Source organism: Flavonifractor sp. An112 (genome assembly GCF_002161085.1).
In the GTDB taxonomy this organism is placed as follows: Bacteria; Bacillota; Clostridia; order Oscillospirales; family Oscillospiraceae; genus Flavonifractor; species Flavonifractor avicola.
This window is the reverse complement of record NZ_NFLU01000002.1, coordinates 159,908-182,822: the sequence shown is the minus strand read 5'-3', so window position 1 is coordinate 182,822 and position 22,915 is coordinate 159,908. Positions and strand designations below refer to the sequence as shown.

Below are 22,915 nucleotides of genomic sequence, written 5' to 3'. Positions count from 1 at the left end.
CATAACCTGAGCAAAGGATACCTGTCAGTCTTTACACAGAGCCGGGTAGATTGAACGGCGTAGATGTCAAGGAGGAGTGGGAAAAAAGTAGGAAATTTGTCCATTCTGCTCTTGCCGGAACGAGGGGAAATATGATACGATAGAAAAAATTCAAAAGGGGAAATGAAGCGTCATGCGGCATTTGATCGACTTTGGAGACCTGTCAAGGGCGGAGTGGGATTCCCTGTACCAGCGGTGCAGTGATATTATGGACCACCCCGCCGATTTTATGGACGCCTGCCGGGGGCGGGTGATGGCCAGCCTGTTCTATGAGCCCTCTACCCGCACCAACTTTTCCTTCCAGACCGCCATGCTGCGGGTGGGCGGTACCGTGTTCGGCTTTGCCGATCCTAAATCTACCTCCACCGCCAAGGGCGAGACCCTGAAGGACACCATCAAGATGGTGTCCGGCTACGCCGATGTGGTGGTCATGCGTAACCCCAAGGAGGGCGCCGCCAAGGCTGCTTCTCTTTACTCTGATGTACCGGTGATCAACGCCGGCGACGGCGGCCATATGCACCCCACCCAGACCACCGCCGACCTGACCACCATCACCCGCCTGCGGGGCGGTGTTGACGGCCTGTCCGTGGGCCTGTGCGGTGACCTGAAGAACGGCCGTACCGTTCACTCCCTCATCAAGGCCCTGGCCAAGTTCAAGGGCATCAAGTTTTTCCTCATTGCTCCCCGTGAGCTGGCGGTGCCCGAATATATGCGGGCCTTCATGCGGGAGAATGATATGTGGTTTACCGAGGTCACCGGCCTGGAGGCCGTCATTCCCCAGCTGGATGTGCTCTATATGACCCGTATCCAGCGGGAGCGCTTTGTGGATCCCCTGGAGTACGAGCGGTGCAAGGGCATTTACGTCCTCACCCGCCGGAAGCTGGACCGGGCCCGGAAGGACCTGCTGGTGATGCATCCCCTGCCCCGTGTGGACGAGATCGCCATCGACGTGGACGACGATCCCCGGGCGGTCTACTTTGAGCAGGCCCGCTATGGTATGTATGCCCGTATGGCGCTGCTCACCGACCTGGCCAATCAGGACCGTATGAGCCCCGGCGCCGTGGAGATCGGCACCAAGCCGGTGTGCTCCAACCCCAACTGCATCACCCAGACCGAGCACTACCTGCCCCCCCTGGTGAAGCAGAACGGCGGCGTGGATTGCTGCGCTTACTGCGACAAGGAACTGCGGTAAGCCAGAGGCTTGACATTTTCCCGAAAAGTGCATATACTATGTCCCAAAGGCTAAGATGGGAAGGAGTACCCCCGCGAAAGGTACAGAGAGGAGCCGGTTTGGTGCAAGGCTCTCCGGCGGTGGGGGGAAGGTCGTCCCAGAGCTCTGCCCCTGAACCACAGTAGGGGGCGGCGGAATCCTCCCGTTACAGAGGCAATGAGTGTCCTCATTTGAGGAAATTCAGGTGGTACCGCGGACTAACAGGTTCGCCCTGAGCAACAGCTTGGGGCGAACCTTTTTTGCCCCGAAAAGGAGTGTAACAGATGAAGAAAGAACTTCCCAAGGTCTATGAACCCCAGGAGGTGGAGGGCCGCGTCTACGAGATGTGGGAGAAAAACGGCTGCTTTGAGGGCCACCGTGATCCCGATAAAAAGCCCTTCACCATCGTCATGCCGCCCCCCAACGTCACCGGCCAGCTCCACATGGGCCACGCCATGGACTCCACCCTCCAGGATATCCTGATCCGCTTCAAGCGGATGCAGGGCTACGCCGCCCTGTGGGTGCCCGGCACCGATCACGCCGGCATCGCCACCCAGATCAAGGTGGAGGAGGAGCTGCGCAAGAATGAGGGCCTGTCCCGCTACGACCTGGGCCGGGAGAAATTCCTGGAGCGGGTGTGGGACTGGAAGCACAAGTACGGCAACCGCATTGTGGAGCAGCAGAAGAAGCTGGGCGCCTCCTGCGACTGGTCCCGGGCCCGTTTTACCATGGACGAGGGCCTCAGTAAGGCTGTCCGCCATGTGTTTGTCTCCCTGTACAAGAAGGGCCTGATCTACAAGGGTTCCCGCATCATCAACTGGTGTCCCCACTGCGTTACCGCCCTGTCCGATGCCGAGGTGGAGTATCAGGACAAGCCGGGCAACTTCTGGCACATCCGCTATCCCATCCAGGGGGAGGAGGGCCGGTACGTCATCGTGGCCACCACCCGGCCCGAGACCATGCTGGGCGACACCGGCGTGGCGGTCAATCCCAACGACGAGCGGTACAAGGACATTGTGGGCAAAAAGTGCATTCTGCCCCTGGTGGGCCGTGAGATGCCCATTGTGGCCGACGACTATGTGGACATGGAGTTCGGCACCGGCTGCGTGAAGATGACTCCCGCCCACGACCCCAACGACTTTGAGGTGGGCCTGCGGCAGAACCTGGAGACCATCCGTGTGTTGGACGACAACGGCAAGGTGGTGGAGGGCTACGGCCGCTACTCCGGCATGGACCGCTACGAGGCCCGGAAGGCCATTGTGGCCGACCTGGAGGAGCAGGGCTTCCTGGTGAAGGTGGAGCCCCACCAGCACAACGTGGGCACCTGCTACCGCTGCCACAACGACGTGGAGCCTCTCATCTCCGCCCAGTGGTTTGTCAAGATGAAGCCTCTGGCTGAGGAGGCCCTGCGGGTGGTCAACGAGGGTGAGGTCAAGTTCGTCCCCGATCGCTTCTCCAAGATCTACACCAACTGGATGGAGAACGTTCATGACTGGTGTATCTCCCGTCAGCTGTGGTGGGGCCACCAGATCCCCGCCTGGACCTGCCAGGAGTGCGGCCACATCACCGTGTCCGAGGACGATCCCACCGAGTGCGAGCACTGCCATTCCCACAACATCAAGCAGGAGGAGGACGTGCTGGATACCTGGTTCTCCTCTGCCCTGTGGCCCTTCTCCACCCTGGGCTGGCCTGAGGAGACCGAGGACTACAAGTATTTCTATCCCACCGACGTGCTGGTCACCGGCTACGACATCATCTTCTTCTGGGTGGCCCGCATGATCTTCTCCGGCTGTGAGCACACCGGCAAGCCCCCCTTCCACACCGTGTTCATCCACGGCCTGGTGCGGGACGACAAGGGCCGCAAGATGTCCAAGTCCCTGGGCAACGGCATCGACCCCTTGGAGATGGCCAACCAGTATGGCGCCGACGCCCTGCGCTTCAACCTGGTCACCGGCAACTCCCCCGGAAACGATATGCGCTTCTACACCGAGCGGTGCGAGGCCATGCGCAACTTCGCCAACAAGATCTGGAACGCTTCCCGCTTCCTGATGATGAACCTGACCATCGACAAGTGCGAGCTGCCTGAGAAGCTGGAGCTGGAGGACAAGTGGATCCTGTCCAAGCTGAACAGCGTCATTCCCGAGATCACGGAGAACATGGAGCGCTACGAGCTGGGCGTGGCCGCCCAGAAGGTGTACGACTTCATCTGGGATTCCTACTGCGACTGGTATATTGAGCTGACCAAGACCCGCCTCCAGGGCGACGATGAGGACAGCAAGATCCGGGCTCAGCAGGTACTGTGCTACGTGCTCACCCAGATCCTGAAGCTGCTCCATCCCTTTATGCCCTTCATCACCGAGGAAATCTGGCAGGCCCTGCCCCATGAGGGCGACTACCTGATGCTCCAGCAGTGGCCGGAGCACCACGCCAACCTGGACTTCCCCGAGGAAGAGAAGGCTATGGAGCTCATCATGGACGCCATTCGGGCCATCCGTGCCCGTCGGGCCGAGATGAACGTGCCCCCCTCCAAGAAGGCGCAGCTCACCGTCTCCACTCTGGAGCAGGCCGTGTTCCACCAGGGCACCCCCTTCCTGAAGCGTCTGGCCTATGCCAGCGACGTGAAGGTGGTGGAGGCCACCGATACGGTGGACGCTCAGGGTATGGTGACCATCGCCACCCATGCGGCCCGGCTGTATCTGCCCCTGGCTGAGCTGGTGGACCTGGAGAAGGAGAAGGCCCGCATCCAGAAGGAGCTGGACAAGAACCGCAAGGAGCTGGACAAGCTGGAGACCAAGCTGAACAACCCCGGCTTTGTAAACAAGGCCCCCGCCCAGGTGGTGGAGGCCGAGCGGGAGCGGGCGAATAAGCTGAAGGCTCTGCTGGTCAAGCTGGAAGAATCTGCGGCTGCGCTGGGCTGATAAAATTCTCGAAAAACAGAGAAACGCCGCCATCGAACGCGGATGGCGGCGTTTCTGTGCCCATATTGTCATACTTTGTTACACAACTGTGGTTGTGCTCCAGAGCAGAATCGGATAAAATGTACAGTAATATTGTACGGCCCAGTTTGACCCAGGCCGTGGAAAGGAGGTTGGAGCGTTGAAAAGACTGATCCCATTGCTGGCGGTACTGCTGCTGCTGGGCGGATGTACCGGGTCCTGTCAGGATACCGGGGCGGTATCTACCGCGCTGCCCAGTGCCGCATCCACGCCTGAGGTGGAGCAGAGCGCCGAACCTACCCCCTCCGCGGAGCCCTCACCCATCCCAACGGCCCAGCCCACTGTTATGCCGGAACCTACGGCCTCTGTGGAGCCGGAGCCCTCTGCGGAGCCTTCGCCTACCCCCACGGCCTATGACGGACCTAACGATGAGGAGGTATTGTCCGCCTACCGGGCGGCGGTGCAGGCCTTCTGGTGGTTCCAAGTGGAGCCCATGCCCTTTGATGAAACGGACAGCCGCGAGGTAGACGGTGCCACCTATTATCGGGTAGACTATCCCGGCATTGACAGCACGGTCAGCCTGCGGGGTTACCTCAAGAGCCTCTTTTCCGACGATCTGGTGGAAAAGCTGCTGCCTTATGACGGGACCCAGTATGTGGACATCGACGGTGTGCTCTATGTCCAGGACGGTGGCCGGGGCACCGACATCACCAGGGGTGCCGAGACGACCCAGGTCCTGCGGGACGGAGACCCAAACCGCTGTACCGTCCGGGTGACGGTGGAAGTGCTGGACCCGGAGCAGGACGGCGCGGTGGTGGATACCCTGACGTTTGACTTCCCCTACGAAAAAGTGGGGGAGAAGTGGATCTTTACCGATTTTTCCCTGGTCCGGTGAGTCCTTCGACAAAATATATACCCCATCTGTGATAGGATCGCAGTATACCAAAAATTGGTATACTGCGATTTTTTTGTACAGGGGGGATATGCCATGGCAGTGACCTGCAAAGCAGAGAATCGGGCGCTGTACGCGGCCATTGACGGCGAGGTGGACCACCACCGGGCCAGACAGATTTTAGGCGAGTTGGTACGGCAGATCGACCTGACCATGCCCCGTCATCTGACGGTGGATCTGGGGGGCGTCAGCTTTATGGATAGTTCGGGGATCGCCGTACTGCTGCGGGCCAGCCGCCGGATGAGCGAGCTGGAAGGGACCATGGAGGTGGTCCATGTACCTGAGCAGGCAGGCAAGGTGCTTCGGGCAGCCGGGCTGGACCGGTTGATCAAATTTGAATGACGGAGGAACTACATAATGAAACCGATGAATGAGGCCACGGTGGTCTTTCTCAGCCGGTCGGCCAACGAGGGCTTTGCCCGTACCACGGCGGCTTGCTTTGCCGCTCAGCTGGACCCCACCCTGGAGGAGATCAATGACATCAAGACGGCGGTGAGCGAGGGAGTAACCAACTGCATCGTCCACGCCTATCCGGACAAGCTGGGGCTGGTCCAGATGCGGCTGCGGCTCTTTGAGGACCACACCCTGGAGATCCAGATCAAGGATAAGGGCGTGGGCATCCCCGATGTGGAGCAGGCCCGGAAGCCCATGTTTACCACCGGCGGAGAGGAGCGCAGCGGCATGGGCTTTACCATTATGGAGAGTTTTATGGACGGAGTGAAGGTACGCTCCACCCCGGGGAAGGGAACGGTGGTGACCATGCGCCGCAGGATCTCCCGACGGCTGGGAGGGGCGCAATGAATGTGGCGGATACCCCCGATCTGCTGGAGGAGGCCCGCCGGGGGGACAACGAGGCCTGCGCCAGGCTCATTGAGGAGAATGGTGGGCTGATCTGGTCCATTGTGCGCCGCTACTACGGCCGGGGAGTGGAGCCGGAGGACCTGTATCAACTGGGCTGCCTGGGCTTTGTGAAGGCGGTGCGGGGCTTCGATCCCGCCTTTGGCTGTCAGTTCTCCACCTATGCCGTGCCCAAGATCGCCGGTGAGATCCGGCGCTACCTACGGGATGACGGCGCTATTAAAGTCAGCCGCGGTCTGAAAGAGCGGGGGATGGCCATCCGGGCGGCCAGGGAACGGCTGTCGGCCTCCCTGGGCCGGGAACCCACCTTGTCCCAGCTGTCCGAGGCCACCGGGCTGGAGCCGGAGGAGATTGCAGCCGCTGAGGAGGCGGGGCTGCCGGTGGCCTCCCTCCAGATGGAGACAGGGGACGGCCTGACCCTGGAGAGCGTGTTGGGCACCGAGGGTATCGAGGAGGGTATCGTGGAGCGTGAGGCCCTGCGTACCGCCATCGCCGCCCTGCCTGACCGGGAGCAGCAGGTGATCCTGCTGCGCTACTACCGGGGCATGACTCAGGACCGGGCGGCCCGGGTGCTGGGGGTGAGCCAGGTCCAAGTATCCCGCATTGAGCGCCGGGCGGTGGAGCGGCTGCGAAAGAAACTGGAGGAGTGAGGGATGCGGACAAGCTGAGGGAGGCTGGCGTGTATTTGTCCTGTGCTGAGCATGACTTTGTTTGGATAAGAGGAACTTAATGGTGGTTTTTCTCGTCCAAAGGGAGTATAATGACCAAACAGAACAAAAAACGCAAGGAAGATGGATTGATATGGAAGATATTCTTTATATTGTCGTTCCCTGCTACAACGAAGAAGAAGTGCTGCCAGAGACCTCACGCAGGCTGAAAGAAAAGCTGGAGGCCCTGATGGCTGCCGGAACTATTTCCCGGGAGAGCCGGGTTCTTTTTGTAAACGACGGTTCCAAGGATAAGACCTGGCAGCTCATTGAGGAGCAGCACCAGAGCAGCCCCATCTTCTCCGGCGTGGACCTGAGCCGCAACCGGGGCCATCAGAACGCTTTGTTGGCAGGGCTGATGACCGCCAAGGAGCGGTGCGACATGGCCATTTCGATGGACGCCGACCTCCAGGATGACATCAACGCGGTGGACGCTATGGTGGAGCAGTATTATGCAGGCTGTGACATTGTGTACGGCGTGCGCTCCTCCCGGAAGAAGGACACCTTTTTCAAACGCTTCACCGCCGAGGGCTTTTATCGGCTGATGAACTCCATGGGAGCGGAGACGGTGTTCAACCACGCCGACTATCGCCTCATGTCCCGCCGGGCTCTGGAAGGCCTGGCACAGTTCAAGGAGGTCAACCTGTTCCTCCGGGGCATTGTACCCATGATCGGCTACCGCACCGGCACCGTGGAGTATGAGCGGGGGGAGCGGTTTGCCGGAGAGAGCAAATACCCCTTAAAAAAGATGCTCTCCTTCGCCATGGAGGGCATTACCTCCCTGTCGGTCAAGCCCATCCGCATGATCGCCGGCCTGGGCTTCCTGGTGTTCCTGGTGAGCATCATTATGCTCATCTATTCCATCGTCCGCTGGGCCATGGGGGAGACCATTCTGGGCTGGGCCAGCATGATTTGCTCGGTGTGGGCCATTGGCGGCCTGATCCTGCTGTCCCTGGGCGTCATCGGTGAATACATTGGCAAAATTTATTTGGAGACCAAGGAGCGGCCCCGGTTCCTGATCCGCGAGGTTTTGGAGGACGAGCATGGCAAAGCTGATTGATAACTCCATCCCCAAGTTCCTGCTGGTGGGGGTGGGCAACACCCTGTTGTCCATGATCCTCATGTTCCTGCTGGAGGGGCTGGGCTACTGGCCCTCCACCGCCATCGCCTATGTGGCCGGCGCGGTCATGAGCTTTTTCCTCAACCGCCACTTTACCTTCCACAGCGAGGAGACCTTCCTGCGCTCGGCGGTGAAATTTGCCGTCAACGTGGCGGTGTGCTATGTGATTGCCTACGCCCTGGCCCAGCCCATCGCCGGTTGGGTGCTGGGCAACACCGGCATGGACCCCATCTGGCAGGAGCGGCTCACCAAGCTGGGCGGCATGGCCCTGTATACCATCCTCAATTATTTCGGTCAGCGGTTTTTTGCCTTCCAGAAAAAGAAGGATTAAATTTATGTGAAATCCCCCCGCGTTCTCTTGCGTACGCCGGGAATTGGGGGTAGAATAGGGCCAGCATGTGAGTCACCATACCGCAAGGAGGTAAGAAGTATGGCCTTTTTTGACGATTTGAAGGATAAAGCCACCGACCTGGGCCGGGCGGGTATGGCCAAGTCCAAGCAGCTGATGGAGATCACCAAGCTCTCCCTCAACAATTCCGGGGAGGAGGACGCCATCCGGAAAGCCTATCTGGAGATCGGCAAGCTCTACTATGCCGAGCGGGGCGGGGCACCGGAGCCGGCGTATGCCGCCCTCTGCCAGCGGATCACCACCGCCAAGATCAACATTGAGGAAAACAAAGCCCGTATCGCCCAGATCAAGAAGGACGGCACCCTGTCCGACGAGGATATCTCTCAGGCCGCCGCGCAGACGGAAGTCACTGACTATACCGTGGAATAAGACAACCAAAGCCCTCCGCCGGCTCGGCGGAGGGCTTTTTGCGTCCCTGTAACTGGATTGTAACTGGACAAACATCCACTTCAAATGTAGTATAATGATATCCACTACAAATGAAGTTGGTGATAGAGATGAAACGACTGCCCGATACTGAGCTGGAAGTGATGAAGGCCCTGTGGGCCTCCGGGCCGGATACTCCGCGCGCTGCCCTGGAGACCGCCCTGGAGGGCTTTTGCTGGGCCTCCAATACGGTGAATACCTATCTGACCCGCCTGGCGGAGAAGGGCTTTGTAGCCGTCCGCCGGGAGGGGAAGAGCAACCTGTACACCCCGCTGGTGAGCCGGGAGGACTACCTGGCCTTTGACAGTCAGGCGGTACTGTCCAAACTGTACGGCAGTTCCCCCCGCAATTTCCTGGCGGCGCTGGCCAAGAACGGCCTGGAGGAGCGGGACCTGGACGAACTGCGGGATCTGTTGGATGAACTGAGCGGGGAGAAGCAGGTATGACGGATGTATTGACCTCCATCGCCGGGGTAAGCCTGGGCGGCGGGGCGGTGGCTTTGCTGCTGGTGGTGCTGGCCAAGCTGACCCGGGGACGGTACGGGGCCAGGTGGCGGTGCTGGGCCTGGCTGCTGCTGGCCCTACGGCTGGCTGTTCCCCTGCCTCTGCTGCCCGCCGGGTCGGCCTCCGCCCCCATCCAGATTCAGGTGCCGCCGGACCGGGTGATCTACCAGCCGGTGAGGACGCCCCGGCCCAGTGCGGCTCAGCCCTCCCAGCCGGTTCAGACGGCGGCTCCATCTGCGGCACCCTCGTCTGTCCCGGTCTCCACCCCTGCGCCCGAGGTTCTGCCCACAGAGCAGGACCAGGCCGCCCCCATCACAGTGGGCGGTATCCTGCTTGCGCTGTGGGTGACAGGTGACGCGGCGGTGCTGGGGTGGAATCTCATAGCTCATTTCCGGTTTAAAAGATACCTGGCCCGGTGGTGCCGCCCGGTGGAGGATGCGGGCACTATCCGCCTGTTCAACGGACTGTGCGACAGCCTCTCCCTCCACCGCAGGCCCATGTTGCGGCTGTGTCCCGGTCTGGCGGTACCCATGCTGGCGGGGCTGTTCAGGCCGGTGCTGCTGCTGCCGGAGGAGACCGGAGGTGAGAGCTTGCGCTACGCCTTGCTCCATGAGCTGGTTCACTACCGCCGCCGGGACATTTGGCTGAAAACTCTGGTGCTGTGGGTGAACGCCGTCCACTGGTTCAATCCACTGGTGTGGCTGATGGTGCGCTCCGTGGAGCGGGATACTGAGCTGGCCTGCGACGAGGGGGCCCTGAAGCGGCTGCCCCAGGAGGAACACGCCGCTTACGGCAGAGCGATTTTGCAGGCCGTGGCTGCCCTGAGAAAGGAGAAAGCATGACATTGCCCAAGACCCGGCTGTCTACAGCCATGAGCGGATCGGCCAAGGAGACCGAGGGACGGGTCCGCAATCTCTTTATCAAGCACAGGCGGCCCGCTCTGGGCCTGGTGTTGGCAGTTGGCTTTGCCATCGGCCTGTGCGGCTCCCTGGTGGCCTGCCGGTCGGAGACGGCCATTTCCGCCGCCCCGGCGGGAGAGGAATCGGCCTTTGCCCTCACCGGGCCGGGGGAGGAAATAGTACCCTTTACGGACCTGCTGGGCCTTTCCGGCACTGTGACTCACACCCTGACAGACGATGGCGTGCATAATTACGCCTATCAGATCCGGCTGGAGGACGGAACAGAGTTTCCGCTGACGGAGACCTGGATGCCCCTGTACCAGGTGGATCTGGACGGGGATGGGGCGGTGGACGCCCTGGTGGAGAATGAATTCTTCCTGCAGCTGTACCGCTATTGGCCGGACGGGTCCCTGCGGACCCAGCAGCTCCAGGCGGCGGCAGCCGGTTTGCTGGGCCTGGAGGGGGACTATTGGCGCATGGTGGAGCTGGCCTTCCAGCCGGAGGATCAGATGGTGGCCATCCACGTCTGGCCCTATGACGATGTGGGAGAGATGGAGGAGCGGGTACCCCTGTCCCGGCTGCTGGAGGCGGCCAACTGGAGCGAGGTGGTGCTTAACCCGGAGGGACAGCCCCTGCCGGATGGGAGCAGCCTCAGTTATCTGGAGAACCTCACGCTGGACGGCCAGGGTGTGGGAGACGACCATCTGACGGTTAGGGCAACCTGGCCGGACGGGCAGGACCAGGGTTCCACGGAGATGGTGGTGACCCTGGGTACCGGAGAGGTGCTGTCCTGGCGTTATCCAGCGGTCACCCGCCCCACGGTCACCCCGCTCCATATGACCTCCAGAGAGCGACAGTCCCTGCTGGCCGCCCTGGCAAGTCCCGGGTCCAACTACGGCGCCTGCGCCTATGTGGTGCTGGAGGTGGAGGACAATAAGCTGGCCCAGCGGTTCCAACTGGACGCCGTAGCTAATGCCTATGTGGAGACCGGGGAGAATGGCCTGCAGGTCCTGCGTATCCCGGAATTGTATGACAAATGGCACAGCTACCTCTGGGGGACAGCGGCCTGGGACGGCAACCAGATCACCTATACCTCCGACGGCTACTTTACCGATACCTATGAGTTGGACGTGGGTGGGGACAAGACCCTGACCCTGGCCCTGCGGTGTACCCCGTCCCTGGAGGAGGGCGCATTGGTCACAACGATGTTGTACGACCAGGTCCAGCTGTTGAAGGACGGCCAGGTGGTCCAGACCATCACACCGGAGGATGTGGCGGACGACGGGGTCCACACCTTCCAGGGCTTCCATATCGACAGCCCGGCAGGGGGGCCGGTGGAGACCAGGGATATCAACTTTGACGGGGTGGAGGAGTTCGGCCTGCTGTGCGACGCCACCCAGAACGCCTGCCGCTGCTGGTTTGTGTGGGACAGTGAGGCGGGACAGTTCCGCCATCTGGCCACCCTGGCCGGGGAACTGACCCTGCTGCCTGAGGAGGGGCAGCTGGAGGAGCGGATGTGGAACCGGGACTGGGATGCCATGGTGACCCGCACCTACGGCTGGGACAGCCAGGGCAACCTGGTACTGCAATCGGAAACATGACGGGAGGAACGGGATGAAAGTACCCAAAACACGGCTGTCCACGGCCATGAGCGGCTCGGCCAGGGAGACCGAAGGACGGGTCCGCAATCTCTTTGTCAAGCACAGACGGCCCGCCCTGGCCCTGGTGATGGCGGTGGGATTTGCCATCGGCCTGTGCGGCTCCCTGGTGGCCTGCCGTGCCCAGGTTGGCCAGGAGCAGCGGCTGGATGCCCTGTATGATGCCGCTGAGGTCAGTTTTGATGGGAAACCTCAGGGGGAGGAGCTGGCCTGTATCCAGGGCCAGGGGGGCACCCTGGTAGCCGGCCATTTTTACGACGACTATCCCCACTGTGCCCTGGTCATCGGCGTAGAGGATGACCGGGGCCAGCTTACTGGGCCGGTGTTTTCCGCCACCTCCAGCGGCGGAAGGCCCCAGGTTTCCACCTTCCGAAAGGACGATGTGGACTATCTCCTCTACACCGTCAACGGCGGAGGGCAGGGTTACACCTATGGAGAGGGGGGGCTGCTGGCCTTTGACGGCACCGACTTTACCTGGGTCTGGCCCATGAAGGGGGATCTGCGGCAGGAGGACGCCCAGGTCTGGATGGAGTACCAGAACTACTGGGAGGATCAAATACCCCTGCCCTGTCCCGGCGGGGTAGAGATCTTTCAGGGTGCGGATGACTGGCGCCTGTATGGCCAGGGTCCCCAATGGTCCTTTCGGGAGCGGCTCCAGCTGACGGGGGGGTACCATGCCCCTGAGCGGGTTATGAATGAGCTGCGCAGGGTTGTGGAGAGCCGCACCAGAGACCAGGATAACCCCTGGCAGGCCAGCAATACCTCCGCCCAGTGGCAGATCGTCCAGGTGACGCCGGGGGAGGAGACCCTGTGCGGACAGCGGTACACCCTGCTGGCCTGCTCTGTTTTGACGGGGGAGGAGTGGCTGGGAATGGAGGTGCTGCTCTGCCCCACGTTCTGGAGTGGTGAGGAGCAGCTCTGGCCCAATCTCATCCGGGTGGTCACAGGGAGCGAGGAGGAGGTGCGGCAGGCCCTGTCGGAGGAAAACCGGCAGGTGGAGACCGAGCGGATTACCATGACCACTGCCACCGGGAGAAACCTGTCCCTGGAGCTGGAACTGGAGCCGCTGGACCAGCAGCCCTATTGTCTGGCAATCGAGCAGATCCGGGTCTATGAGGGTGACACACCGCTTCAGTTCATGGCGGTGGAGGACGATGTGTATACGCCGGACAGCTTCTACCAGGGCCTGTTTCTGATCCGGGACCCCAATATTGGGGAGCCGGATATCCGGGACCTGAATTTTGACGGTTCCCCCGATTTGGGCCTGCTGGCGGAGTCGAGCTTTCCCCACAATGTGAGCTATGTGTGGTTCTTGTGGGACGAGGAGACGAGCCGGTTTTCCTTTTCCACCTACCTGTTTTCCAATCCCACCCTGGACGTGGAGAACCGACAGGTGGTGGAACACATCCGGGGGGATGTGGGCCGTCCGGAGGAGGCGGTGTATGTCTGGACTGAAGACGGTACCCTGGAGCAAATCAGCTACAGACAGCTCAGCTGGTCATGAGAGAGGAGGGCCATTATGAACGTGCCCCATACCCGGCTGTCTACCCGCATGAGCGGGTCGGCCAAAGAGACCGAGCAGCGCCTGCGTAATCTCTTTGCCCGGCACAAGCGGCCTGCCCTGCTTTTGGTGGCGGTGGTAGCCCTGGCTATCGGCCTGTGCGGAGGGCTGGTGGCCTGCCGGAGTACCACGCAGGCCGGAAGTTTCACGATGGACACCCAGTATTATGACGCCCTGGGCAACTACATTGAGCTCCCCAGACTGACGGCGGAGGGGGAGAGTGCCCAGGCGGTGAACCAGGCTCTGGCCGCCCTCAAGAGCCAGTATCAGACCGTTATGGATGCCCCCATGAATACGGTAGGGGGCCAGCGGTGCCTGTTTTATCCTGCGGTCACCGAACGGTACGATAACCTGATCTTCTATTTGGACTCTGCCAGCTCCGGCAGCGACGGCGGTCTCTACACCCTGGTCTACGACCGGCAGGAGGATCGGGTGGTGCCCCTGGCGGAGGCCCTGGAATTGGCGGGAACCACGGAGGATGCCCTCTGCCGGGGAGCGGAGGAGTACCTGAACGGGGAACTGGCGGGTACGGAGGTGGCTCTGGCCGCCCAGGATGGGGCGGTGACCGGGTTCCGCATCCGGAATGACCGCGGGGTGGAGTTCTATCTCACCTGCATGACCGACGATGCCGACCCGGCGATGGACGCTGTGGACGGCTGGCAGCGCTTGCTGGTGTATGCGGACGGCAGCTGGCGTCGCTATAACCCGCTTACGGAGGAGCTGCTCATTCCGGCGGAAGAACTGACCGGCTTTGATCCCCCCCTGTGGTATCAGTGGGGCCCATCCGGCGGGGTGCCGGAAGGCGGTTTTGTGATGGAGCGGATTCCTCCCCAGGTGGAGGAAGAAGTCCTGCAATATATGGTAGACCATGTGGGCTATTCGGAACCGCCTATGGAGCTGATCCTTCGTACCAGCTTTACTGATTTGAGCCGGTTGGATCTGGCGGAAGAATGGCGGGATATGGACGCTCTGGAGTGCTATGGAATTACCTATGGGGCTAACGGTACCTATGTGGGGGAAGATCTGCTCTTTTTCCGTAAGGGCGAGCAGTATACCTTCGTCGGATCGCTGGGAGAGCATGATTCCGAACAGATGGAGCCCACACGGTTGGCTGCTGTAGGCACCTATAATTATCGGATTATGTACTGGATGCTGGAGCAGGGCATCCTTACCGCCTTCCCCGAGGCGGACGCCATGCTGCGAGACGCGCCCATGCCGCTGGCAGCCCGGAATGCTGCGGTGGCCTATTTTTACAGCAACAGGCCGGCGGATATGTCCATTTTCTTTGCCGACCAGGCGCCGCTCCAGCCGGAAGGACGCACCATGCGGATTGATGAAGCAAGCTACCTGGGCCTGCGGCAGCTTTACGAGACCTACGGTGTAGTCTATCAGCTAAGGTGCAGCGGCTGGGAGGATGGGAATTGGTATGCCTACCCGGAACCCCTGTGGCTGGTGTTCCAGCTGGGCCAGGGAGGAGACATGACTACCGTCCTGGGTGAAAGTGTGCCCAGGGAAACGGTGGAGCAGGCTGCGCTGGAGCAGGGATACCATCTGGTGGATGGGACAGTGGCCCTGTGGCGGGACGGATACCCCAACCCGGCGGGGCCGGGGAGTGAGGTAGGCTTTTTCCAGGAGGAGCCTGTGGTCACCGTTCTGGAGGGGGCCGAGCCCATCTACCAGGCGGGGGACTGGTGGCAGCAAATGGAGTGGGAGGGCCTTTCGGCCCTGTGCTACTGCAATGCCGACGGCGGCTACGCCATCCAGCGTCTGGAGACCACACGAACCGATCTCTTTACTGACCGGGGTATCCGGGTGGGTTCCACCCGGGCGGAGGTGGAGGCGGCCTACGGGGAAAAGCTGTCCCGTACCGACTACTGGGGCCTGTATCCCGGGGAAGATTATCTGTGGTACTGCGCGGATCCGGAGGGCTGGGGGGCGGCCATCCTCTTCTTCTTTGATGGGGACCAAGTGAGCCGTATCGTACTCAACAATATGTTTAATTGACATAAAACAGAGGGGCCTGCCGCGGCTGCGGCAGACCCCTTTCTCATCAGGTGGTAAGGGTGGTGGAACGGCGCTGGGAGAGCCACAGTCCCGCCAGGATGAGGACGATGGCACCCAGGGTGAAAAGGGTCACCGGCTCCCCTAGAATGAGAAAGGAGGCGGCTACGGTGATTACCGGCATCAGGTAGAGGTACACATTGGTGGCTACCGGGTCAATGAGGGCGGAGGCCCGGTTCCAGGCCAGGAAGCACAGAGCGGAGGCCACTACGCCCAGGTACACCGTATTGCCCAGCATCACCGGTTGGGCAAACCGGGTCAGATCAAAGGTGATGCTGGTACCCAGGCAGAAGGGGAGGGTAAAGAGGACACCCCAGAAAAAGACCTTCCGGGTGACCAGCAGATCGTTTAGGCCCTGACGCTGGGCGGACTCCAGACACAGACCGTAGACGCCCCAACTGATAGCGGAGCCCAGGGCCAACAGACAGCCGATAGGATTGAAGTCAAAGGATTCTCCCTCCGCCAGGGAGATGAGGGCGATGCCTGCCATAGCGAGAACAAAGCCCACAAAGAAGGAGGCTCCAGGCCGGGTGGTTCGACGGCAAAGCCACAGCAGCAGCGCGGTAAACATGGGCGCGGAGGAGACGATGAGCCCTACGGTGGAGGCCATGGAAAAGGTGAGGGCGTAATTCTCCAGCAGAGAGTAGAAGGTGAGCCCTGACAGGGCGGCCCCCAGGAAAGGCAGCTCAGATCGGAAACTGCGGGGCAGATGGGGCTTTGGCGCACAGAGAAAGAGGATGGCTCAGGCCAGCACAAAGCGGAAGATGAGGATCTCTACCGGATGGAAGGCATCCAAAAGCACCTTGGTGGAGATATAGGTGGTACCCCACACAATGGAGACAGCCAGGGCCAGCAGATGGCCAAAGGCGGGAGAACGGCTCAAAGTGGGCACGCTCCTTTCTGGTTTAATAGGAAAAAACACCCCGCCTGCTGACGCAGGCGGGGCGAAAACTTTGATATGATCTTTACCTGCCAAGCAAAAATCACAGAATGCGGCGGGCAGCGATATACACGTTGGCGTAGTGGCCGGTCATCAGCTGATCGATCTGCACCTGATACTTGTTGGTAGAGGCGTGGATGAACTGGCCGTTGCCGATGTAGATGCCCACATGAGAGGCGGGGTAAGAGGTATTGTAACGGAAGAATACCAGATCGCCGGGCTGCAGCTCACTCTTGGATACCGCCACACCGTTGGACAGCTGGGTAGAAGCGGTGCGGTTCAGAGTGTAGCCGAAGTGGCGATATATGTAGCTGGTGAAGCCGGAGCAGTCAAAACTGTTGGGTCCGTTGCCGCCATAGACATAGGGCACACCCAGGAACTGCTTGGCGTAGCTGACGATCTGCTGGCCCATACTGCTGTCGGAAGCCACGGCCACGGCGGTGGCGCCGTCGCCGCGGGAACCGGCGGAGTCCTTGCAGGTCACCATATACTCGCTGCTGACATAGCCAACAGCACCGCTGGAGGTCTTGATCTTGTACCAGCCATTATTGATACCCACGATGGTGACAACCGCGTTGTCATTGAGGGTGGTCACCTTGCTGTAGGTGGTGCCAGGCCCGCTGCGTACGTTCAGGGTGGAGCCGCCGGTCTGAACCAGACCGTAACCGATGGTCACATCGGCCTGAGCGGAGACCGTCAGGTATTCGCCGGACATATAGCCTTCCACGGTGTTGTAGTCCACCTTGTACCAACCGTTGCCGGCGTCCTCCAGGATGACTACGGTGTCACCTTCGGAAGCAGTAGCCAGGATGGTGGAAGTGGTGTTGGCCTCGTTGCGAAGGCGAAGGGCGTCGGTATTGACGGTGCCCACGCCGCTGGCGGCGGAAGCGCCGATCATACAGACGGCGGAAACGGCGACGGTCAGGAGCGTGGTGCGCAGAAGCTTGGCAGGTGTTATCATTGGTAGAATTCCTCCGTTCTGATCGTTGGGTGGGTAGGAACTTATTTGCCGGACAGAGCCCGGTCCAGCCAGACGGAAGCCACGTCCATAGCGGCGTACAGGCTGTCTTTCTCGGTCTTCTTAACCACACGGTCCCGGCTCTTCAGGTCAGGGTCGGTGAGCTGAAGCTGAACGGATACCCGGGTGGCCATGTCCAGATCCTGATCCTTCTTCTGGTCCAGAACCTGAAGCATAATGATATATTTTTCGGCCATGCTGCCGTAATAGATCAGACTGTCTTTCCGGCGCAGCGGATGGCCCTTGTAAGTCAGAGGGATGCTTTGCGTAGCCATTTTGGCCTCCTTTTGGAAGTTGTTACTGCTTTTTAAAAACTGTAACCAAATTGTAACACATTGTTTCCAAGTCGTCAACCGCTTTTCCGGGATTTCTTGTTTTTTTCGCCCAAACCCTGAGGCAGACAGGGGGAAGAGACGTACAAATGCCGGATCAGCAGGACTGCTGTAAAGATGAGTCCGGCCAGTACCATCAGGCTCTCCAACAGCATGGTGAACATCTGACCACCCAGGGTGAGGATCAGGGTATATTTCATCCGCAGGTAGGTCAGATAGGCACTGAGGGAGGAGAGCTGGACCAGCACTGCCGGAGGCAGGCCCGTGGGACGGGTGCAGGCCCAGACCAGGGTGAGCACGTCAGCCAGGAAGTAATAGCGGTCGTGCATATAGGGGAGAAAGAAGGGCACGCCCAGCGTAAGCGTGATGCCGAAGAGCAGCAGAGCCCCATCGTCCAGCCGGTCCCGGAACAAGAAGGCCAGCACCAGCAGCAGCAAAACCAGGGCAAAGGCCGCCAGAATGCCCAAGCGGGCGCCGAAAGCCTCGTCAATTTGAGTGCCGTAGGGGACCATGGAGAAGATGGAGGCGCAGTTGTAGTTCAGTGCCCCTGCGCCCTCCTGCGTCTGGCCCACATAGACCCCCAGGATATCCCCCAGCGGTTTGCCCAGTAGCAGAGCAGGGATGCAGGTAACGGCATAGGCCAGGGGGAAGCACAACAGGTCCCGGAACCGGGTACGTCGGGCCATCCACAGCACTGCCCACAGGGGGAGGATGAACACTGTCTGCAATTTAAAGGAGAAGGCCACGCCCAGCAGGGCGGCGGAAGCTTTGGGACGGCCGCCCAGCCCATCTGCCAAGGCGTGGAGCGTCAGGGCACCGTACAGTGCGTCGCACTGGCCCCACAGGGAGCCGTTGAGCACCACAGTGGGCAGCAGCAGCAGGACGCAGAAGCATACCAGGGGACGGATGCTGTCTTTGCCGGTGAAGTGACGTACCAGCCGCAGGCCGCCCCAGGCCAGCAGCACATCAAACAGGATGGAGAAGAGCTTGATGAGGTACAGGTCGGGGACCGGCAGGTAGGAGATGGCGGCCAGGAAATAGAGGTAGGGTACATTATAGTTGCCGATGGGCAGCTTGATGGCAGCGAAGCTGCCGTTGTCCCGGAAGGTGGCCACCCACTGGGACAGGAAGATCTCGTAGTCATCTGCCGCATAGTCCAGCAGGATGGCCCGAAGGAAGAAGGCCAGGCCGATGGGCAGCAGCAGGGTACATAGCCGGTCCAGGGAACAGCCCGACCGGTGGAGCAGCCACAGCGCCAGTACGGCCAGGGCGGTCAGCAGTGCAAAGACGGCAGCTTTTGCCCCCGGACCGCCCCGGGACAGTTCAGAGATCGGAAACAGGGCAAAAAACAGCAGCGCCAGACCGCCGGCACCGGCGAACAAAGAGAGAGGGGAGCATCGTTTCATCGTGATACCTCATTGTCGGTCGGATGGGACAGGGACAACGATAGAAAAAGGGGGCGCTGCATGGCTGCAACGCCCCCCAAAAACATTGGGATTAAAGATCCGCGCTGTCGGTCAGAATGGGCTCCTCAACAACGGGAGCGTCGTCAACGACTTCGGCAATCTCTTCGACAGCCTCGCCGCTCTGGGCGGTACCCTCGTCGTCCATCTGGTCGTATTTGCGGTACATGGACAGGCCGGAGCCGGCGGGGATCAGCTTACCGATGATGACGTTCTCCTTCAGGCCCAGCAGGTGGTCCACCTTACCCTTGATAGCGGCCTCGGTAAGGACCTTGGTGGTCTCCTGGAAGGAGGCGGCGGACAGGAAGGAGTCGGTGGCCAGAGATGCCTTGGTGATACCCATGAGCAGACGGGTGCAGGTGGGCAGCCGCAGCTCCATACCGTCGTTGGTCTCACCGGCGTCGATGCGGGCCTGAACAGCGGCCTTGGCATCCTCGAACTCGATGAGCTCGATGGTGGAGCCGGAGAGCAGGTCGGAGTCGCCGGCGTCCTCCACACGGACCTTCCGCATCATCTGGCGGCAGATAACCTCGATGTGCTTGTCGTTGATATCCACGCCCTGCTGACGGTAGGGCTTCTGCACTTCCTGGATCAGATAGTCGTACACAGCGTGGATGCCCCGGACACGGAGCACGTCCTGGGGATAGAGGGCGCCTTCGGTGAGGGCGAAGCCCTTCTCCACGGTGTCGCCGTTCTTCACACGCAGGCCGGCATAGGGCAGCGTATAGGTGACGACCTCGCCGTCATCGGCGGTGATGGTCACATTGCACATGGAGTTGCGCTTGGCCTCCTCCAGAGTGACCTTGCCGCCCACCTCGGCCAGCTGAGCCATCTTCTTGGGCTTGCGGGATTCGAACAGCTCCTCAACACGGGGAAGACCCTGGGTGATATCGCCGCCGGCCACGCCGCCGGTGTGGAAGGTACGCATGGTCAGCTGGGTACCGGGCTCACCGATGGACTGAGCGGCGATGATACCAACGGCCTCGCCGGCGCCCACAGGCTCGCCGATGGCCAGGTTAATGCCGTAGCACTTGGAACATACGCCGCTGCGGGCACGGCAGGTGAGCACGGAGCGGATCTTGACCTGCTGGATGCCGTGAGCCTCCAGCAGCTTGGCATCGTCGGCAGTCATCATGGTGTGGTGGTCGATGAGCACCTCGCCGGTCTGAGGATCGCAGATATCCTCCACCGGGTAGCGGCCCTTCAGACGCTCGCCGAAGGTCTCGATGACCTGGCCGTTCTCCACGATCTCGCTGACCATGATGCCGTCGTCGGTACCGCAGTCGTCCTCACGGATGATGACTTCCTGAGACACGTCCACCAGACGGCGGGTCAGGTAACCGGAGTCGGCGGTACGCAGAGCGGTATCGGCCATACCCTTTCGGGCGCCTCGGGAGGAGATGAAGTACTCCAGCACGGACAGGCCTTCACGGAAGTTGGACTTGATGGGGATCTCGATGGTGCGGCCGGAGGTGTCGGCCATCAGGCCGCGCATACCGGCCAGCTGACGGATCTGAGCGGAGCTACCACGGGCGCCGGAGTCTGCCATCATCCAGATGGGGTTATAGCGGTCCAGGCCGGCCATCAGGGCGTCGGTCACGTCCTTGGTGGTCTTTTCCCAGGCCTCAACCACCAGGCGGTACCGCTCCTCGTTGGTCAGGAAGCCGCGCTTGTACTGGCGCTCGATCTTCACGATCTCCTTCTCGGTGTTCTCGATGAGACCGTACTTCTTCTCGGGGATGGTCATGTCGTAGATGGACACGGTGAGGGAGCCGCGGGTGGAGAACTTGTAGCCCTTGGCCTTGATGGTGTCCAGCACGCCGGCGGACACGGTGAAGCCGTGCTTGACGATACACTTGTCGATGATCTTGCCCAGCTGCTTCTTGCCGGTGACGAAGTTGATCTCGGGCTCAAACATCTGCTCGGGATCGGTGCGGTCCACAAAGCCCAGATCCTGAGGAATACCCTCGTTGAAGATCAGGCGGCCAACGGTGGTGCGCACCAGCTTATAGCGGGTCTCGCCGTCTACCTCGGCGGAGCGGCGGACCAGAATGGGCACATGGAGCTCCAGCTCGCCCTCGTCGTAGGCCAGACGGGCCTCGGTGTCGCTGCCGAAGACATGGAGCACCTCGCGGGGCAGCTGGCCGTCCTCGGTCTCGGCACAGATACCGGCGTAGGTGGGGATATCGTCCAGAGAGCCGGGGTTCTTGACCCACACCAGGTCGCCGGGATTCAGAGTGCCGGCGTCCAGAGCGGCCTTGACGGCGGCAACGTCGTCATAGGTCTCCTCGGCGGTGTGCTCGGCGTACTTCTCGTAGGTCAGGTAGTAGGAGCCCAGCACCATGTCCTGAGTAGGCACGGTGACGGGGCCGCCGTCCTGAGGACGCAGCAGGTTGTTGGCGGAGAGCATCAGCACCCGGGCCTCGGTCTGGGCCTCGGCGGACAGAGGCACATGGACGGCCATCTGGTCACCGTCGAAGTCAGCGTTGAAGGCGGTACACACCAGGGGGTGCAGCTTGATGGCGCGGCCTTCCACCAGCACGGGCTCGAAGGCCTGGATACCCAGGCGGTGCAGGGTAGGGGCGCGGTTGAGCATAACGGGGTGGTCCTTGATGACGAACTCCAGAGCGTCCCAGACCTCGGCCTTGCCCTTGTCCACCATCTTCTTGGCGGACTTGATGTTGTTGGCCAGACCGTCCTCCACCAGCTTCTTCATGACAAAGGGGCGGAACAGCTCGATAGCCATCTCCTTGGGCAGACCGCACTGATAGATCTTCAGCTCGGGGCCAACCACGATAACGGAACGGCCAGAGTAGTCCACACGCTTGCCCAGCAGGTTCTGACGGAAGCGGCCCTGCTTACCCTTGAGCATATCAGACAGGGACTTGAGGGCGCGGTTGTTGGCGCCGGTAACGGCGCGGCCGCGGCGGCCGTTGTCGATGAGGGCGTCCACGGCCTCCTGCAGCATCCGCTTCTCGTTGCGGACAATGATGTCGGGGGCGTTGAGCTGGATCAGGCGCTTCAGACGGTTATTGCGGTTGATCACCCGGCGATACAGGTCGTTCAGGTCGGAGGTGGCGAACCGGCCGCCGTCCAGCTGCACCATGGGGCGCAGCTCGGGGGGAATGACAGGCAGCACGTCGATGATCATCCACTCGGGCTTGTTGCCGGAGATGCGGAAGGCGTCCACCACTTCCAGACGCTTGACGATGCGGGCCTTCTTCTGGCCGGAGGCGGCCTTCAGCTCGGCACGGAGCTGGGTGGAGAGCTCCTCCAGGTTGATGTCCTGGAGCAGCTTCTTCACGGCCTCGGCGCCCATGCCGGCCTCAAAGTCGTCCTCGTACTTCTCCCGCATATCGCGGTACTCCTTCTCGGAGAGGATCTGGTTCTTGGCCAGGGGGGAGAAGCCGGGATCGGTCACAATATAGCTGGCGAAATAGAGCACCTTCTCCAGGATGCGGGGGCTGATGTCCAGCAGCAGACCCATCCGGGAGGGGATACCCTTGAAATACCAGATGTGGGACACGGGGGCGGCCAGCTCAATGTGGCCCATGCGCTCACGGCGCACCTTGGCCCGGGTGACCTCCACGCCGCAGCGGTCACAGATCTTGCCCTTGTAGCGGATCTTCTTGTACTTGCCGCAGTGGCACTCCCAGTCCTTGGTGGGACCAAAGATGCGCTCGCAGAACAGGCCGTCCCGCTCAGGCTTCAGGGTGCGGTAGTTGATGGTCTCCGGCTTCTTGACCTCGCCATAGGACCACTCGCGGATCTGCTCCGGGGAGGCGATGCCAATCTTGATGGCGTCAAATTCAGCGTAACTCAT

Annotated in this window: 20 protein-coding genes and 1 other annotated feature; of the genes, 14 read left to right on the top strand and 6 right to left on the bottom strand. The window is 61.1% G+C overall.

The genetic code is table 11. The annotated features are described in order from the left end of the window. The first annotated feature begins 172 nt into the window (after positions 1–172). From pyrB to B5E56_RS14975, 14 genes are all read left to right on the top strand, one after another. Positions 173–1,231, top strand: coding sequence for an aspartate carbamoyltransferase (pyrB, locus tag B5E56_RS02425; protein WP_087187720.1), 1,059 nt, complete (start codon positions 173–175; stop codon positions 1,229–1,231). Positions 1,232–1,274: 43 nt separating this feature from the next. Next, positions 1,275–1,487: a binding site (T-box leader), on the top strand. Between the two features lie 46 nt (positions 1,488–1,533). Beyond that, positions 1,534–4,167 carry a valine--tRNA ligase gene (locus B5E56_RS02420; protein ID WP_087388316.1) on the top strand — a complete coding sequence of 878 codons (2,634 nt, stop codon included), beginning with the start codon at positions 1,534–1,536 and terminating at the stop codon, positions 4,165–4,167. A 178-nt stretch (positions 4,168–4,345) separates the two neighbouring features. After that, positions 4,346–5,080, top strand: coding sequence for a hypothetical protein (locus tag B5E56_RS02415; protein ID WP_087388314.1), 735 nt, complete (start codon positions 4,346–4,348; stop codon positions 5,078–5,080). 93 nt (positions 5,081–5,173) lie between these two features. Then, on the top strand, positions 5,174–5,479 hold the full coding sequence (locus B5E56_RS02410) for an STAS domain-containing protein (RefSeq protein WP_087266830.1): 306 nt from the start codon (positions 5,174–5,176) through the stop codon (positions 5,477–5,479). A gap of 15 nt (positions 5,480–5,494) precedes the next feature. Continuing rightward, on the top strand, positions 5,495–5,938 hold the full coding sequence (spoIIAB, locus tag B5E56_RS02405) for an anti-sigma F factor (protein WP_087388312.1): 444 nt from the start codon (positions 5,495–5,497) through the stop codon (positions 5,936–5,938). Beyond that, a complete protein-coding gene (locus B5E56_RS02400; RefSeq protein ID WP_087187725.1) occupies positions 5,935–6,645 on the top strand; it encodes a sigma-70 family RNA polymerase sigma factor in 711 nt (236 codons plus the stop codon). The genes spoIIAB and B5E56_RS02400 overlap by 4 nt, the downstream gene beginning before the upstream one ends. 151 nt (positions 6,646–6,796) lie before the next feature. Next, positions 6,797–7,762: a glycosyltransferase family 2 protein gene (locus tag B5E56_RS02395; RefSeq protein ID WP_087388309.1), complete on the top strand. Its 966-nt coding sequence runs from the start codon at positions 6,797–6,799 to the stop codon at positions 7,760–7,762. Beyond that, entirely contained in the window at positions 7,746–8,153 is a 408-nt protein-coding gene (locus B5E56_RS02390; protein WP_087388307.1) for a GtrA family protein, read from the top strand. The genes B5E56_RS02395 and B5E56_RS02390 overlap by 17 nt, the downstream gene beginning before the upstream one ends. 99 nt (positions 8,154–8,252) lie before the next feature. Next, positions 8,253–8,600, top strand: coding sequence for a serine proteinase (locus B5E56_RS02385; protein WP_087388305.1), 348 nt, complete (start codon positions 8,253–8,255; stop codon positions 8,598–8,600). 128 nt (positions 8,601–8,728) lie between these two features. Continuing rightward, positions 8,729–9,103 carry a BlaI/MecI/CopY family transcriptional regulator gene (locus tag B5E56_RS02380; RefSeq protein ID WP_087388303.1) on the top strand — a complete coding sequence of 125 codons (375 nt, stop codon included), beginning with the start codon at positions 8,729–8,731 and terminating at the stop codon, positions 9,101–9,103. Further along, positions 9,100–10,002 (top strand): M56 family metallopeptidase, encoded by a 903-nt coding sequence (locus B5E56_RS02375; RefSeq protein ID WP_087388301.1) that lies wholly within the window; start codon positions 9,100–9,102, stop codon positions 10,000–10,002. Before B5E56_RS02380 ends, B5E56_RS02375 begins: the two co-directional genes overlap by 4 nt. After that, positions 9,999–11,660: a hypothetical protein gene (locus B5E56_RS02370; protein WP_143383116.1), complete on the top strand. Its 1,662-nt coding sequence runs from the start codon at positions 9,999–10,001 to the stop codon at positions 11,658–11,660. Before B5E56_RS02375 ends, B5E56_RS02370 begins: the two co-directional genes overlap by 4 nt. 13 nt (positions 11,661–11,673) lie before the next feature. Next, complete coding sequence (locus B5E56_RS02365; RefSeq protein ID WP_087388296.1) at positions 11,674–13,221, top strand: XAC2610-related protein; 1,548 nt, start codon at positions 11,674–11,676, stop codon at positions 13,219–13,221. A 15-nt stretch (positions 13,222–13,236) separates the two neighbouring features. Further along, positions 13,237–15,282: a hypothetical protein gene (locus B5E56_RS14975; protein WP_087388294.1), complete on the top strand. Its 2,046-nt coding sequence runs from the start codon at positions 13,237–13,239 to the stop codon at positions 15,280–15,282. A 46-nt stretch (positions 15,283–15,328) separates the two neighbouring features. Here B5E56_RS14975 and B5E56_RS02355 read toward each other — a convergent pair whose 3' ends face one another. From B5E56_RS02355 to rpoC, 6 genes are all read right to left on the bottom strand, one after another. Continuing rightward, a complete protein-coding gene (locus tag B5E56_RS02355) occupies positions 15,329–15,847 on the bottom strand; it encodes a DMT family transporter (RefSeq protein ID WP_158098643.1) in 519 nt (172 codons plus the stop codon). A gap of 234 nt (positions 15,848–16,081) precedes the next feature. Then, positions 16,082–16,222 carry an EamA family transporter gene (locus B5E56_RS14570; protein ID WP_158094662.1) on the bottom strand — a complete coding sequence of 47 codons (141 nt, stop codon included), beginning with the start codon at positions 16,220–16,222 and terminating at the stop codon, positions 16,082–16,084. Positions 16,223–16,322: 100 nt separating this feature from the next. After that, a complete protein-coding gene (locus tag B5E56_RS02350; protein WP_087388289.1) occupies positions 16,323–17,240 on the bottom strand; it encodes an SH3 domain-containing C40 family peptidase in 918 nt (305 codons plus the stop codon). Between the two features lie 41 nt (positions 17,241–17,281). Next, positions 17,282–17,572, bottom strand: a complete 291-nt coding sequence (locus B5E56_RS02345) for a hypothetical protein (protein WP_087187735.1) — start codon at positions 17,570–17,572, stop codon at positions 17,282–17,284. Positions 17,573–17,646: 74 nt separating this feature from the next. Further along, the gene (locus tag B5E56_RS02340; RefSeq protein ID WP_143383115.1) at positions 17,647–19,035 is read right to left on the bottom strand and encodes a DUF2029 domain-containing protein; all 1,389 of its coding nucleotides are present in this window, start codon (positions 19,033–19,035) and stop codon (positions 17,647–17,649) included. 91 nt (positions 19,036–19,126) lie between these two features. Then, complete coding sequence (gene rpoC / locus B5E56_RS02335) at positions 19,127–22,915, bottom strand: DNA-directed RNA polymerase subunit beta' (protein WP_087388287.1); 3,789 nt, start codon at positions 22,913–22,915, stop codon at positions 19,127–19,129.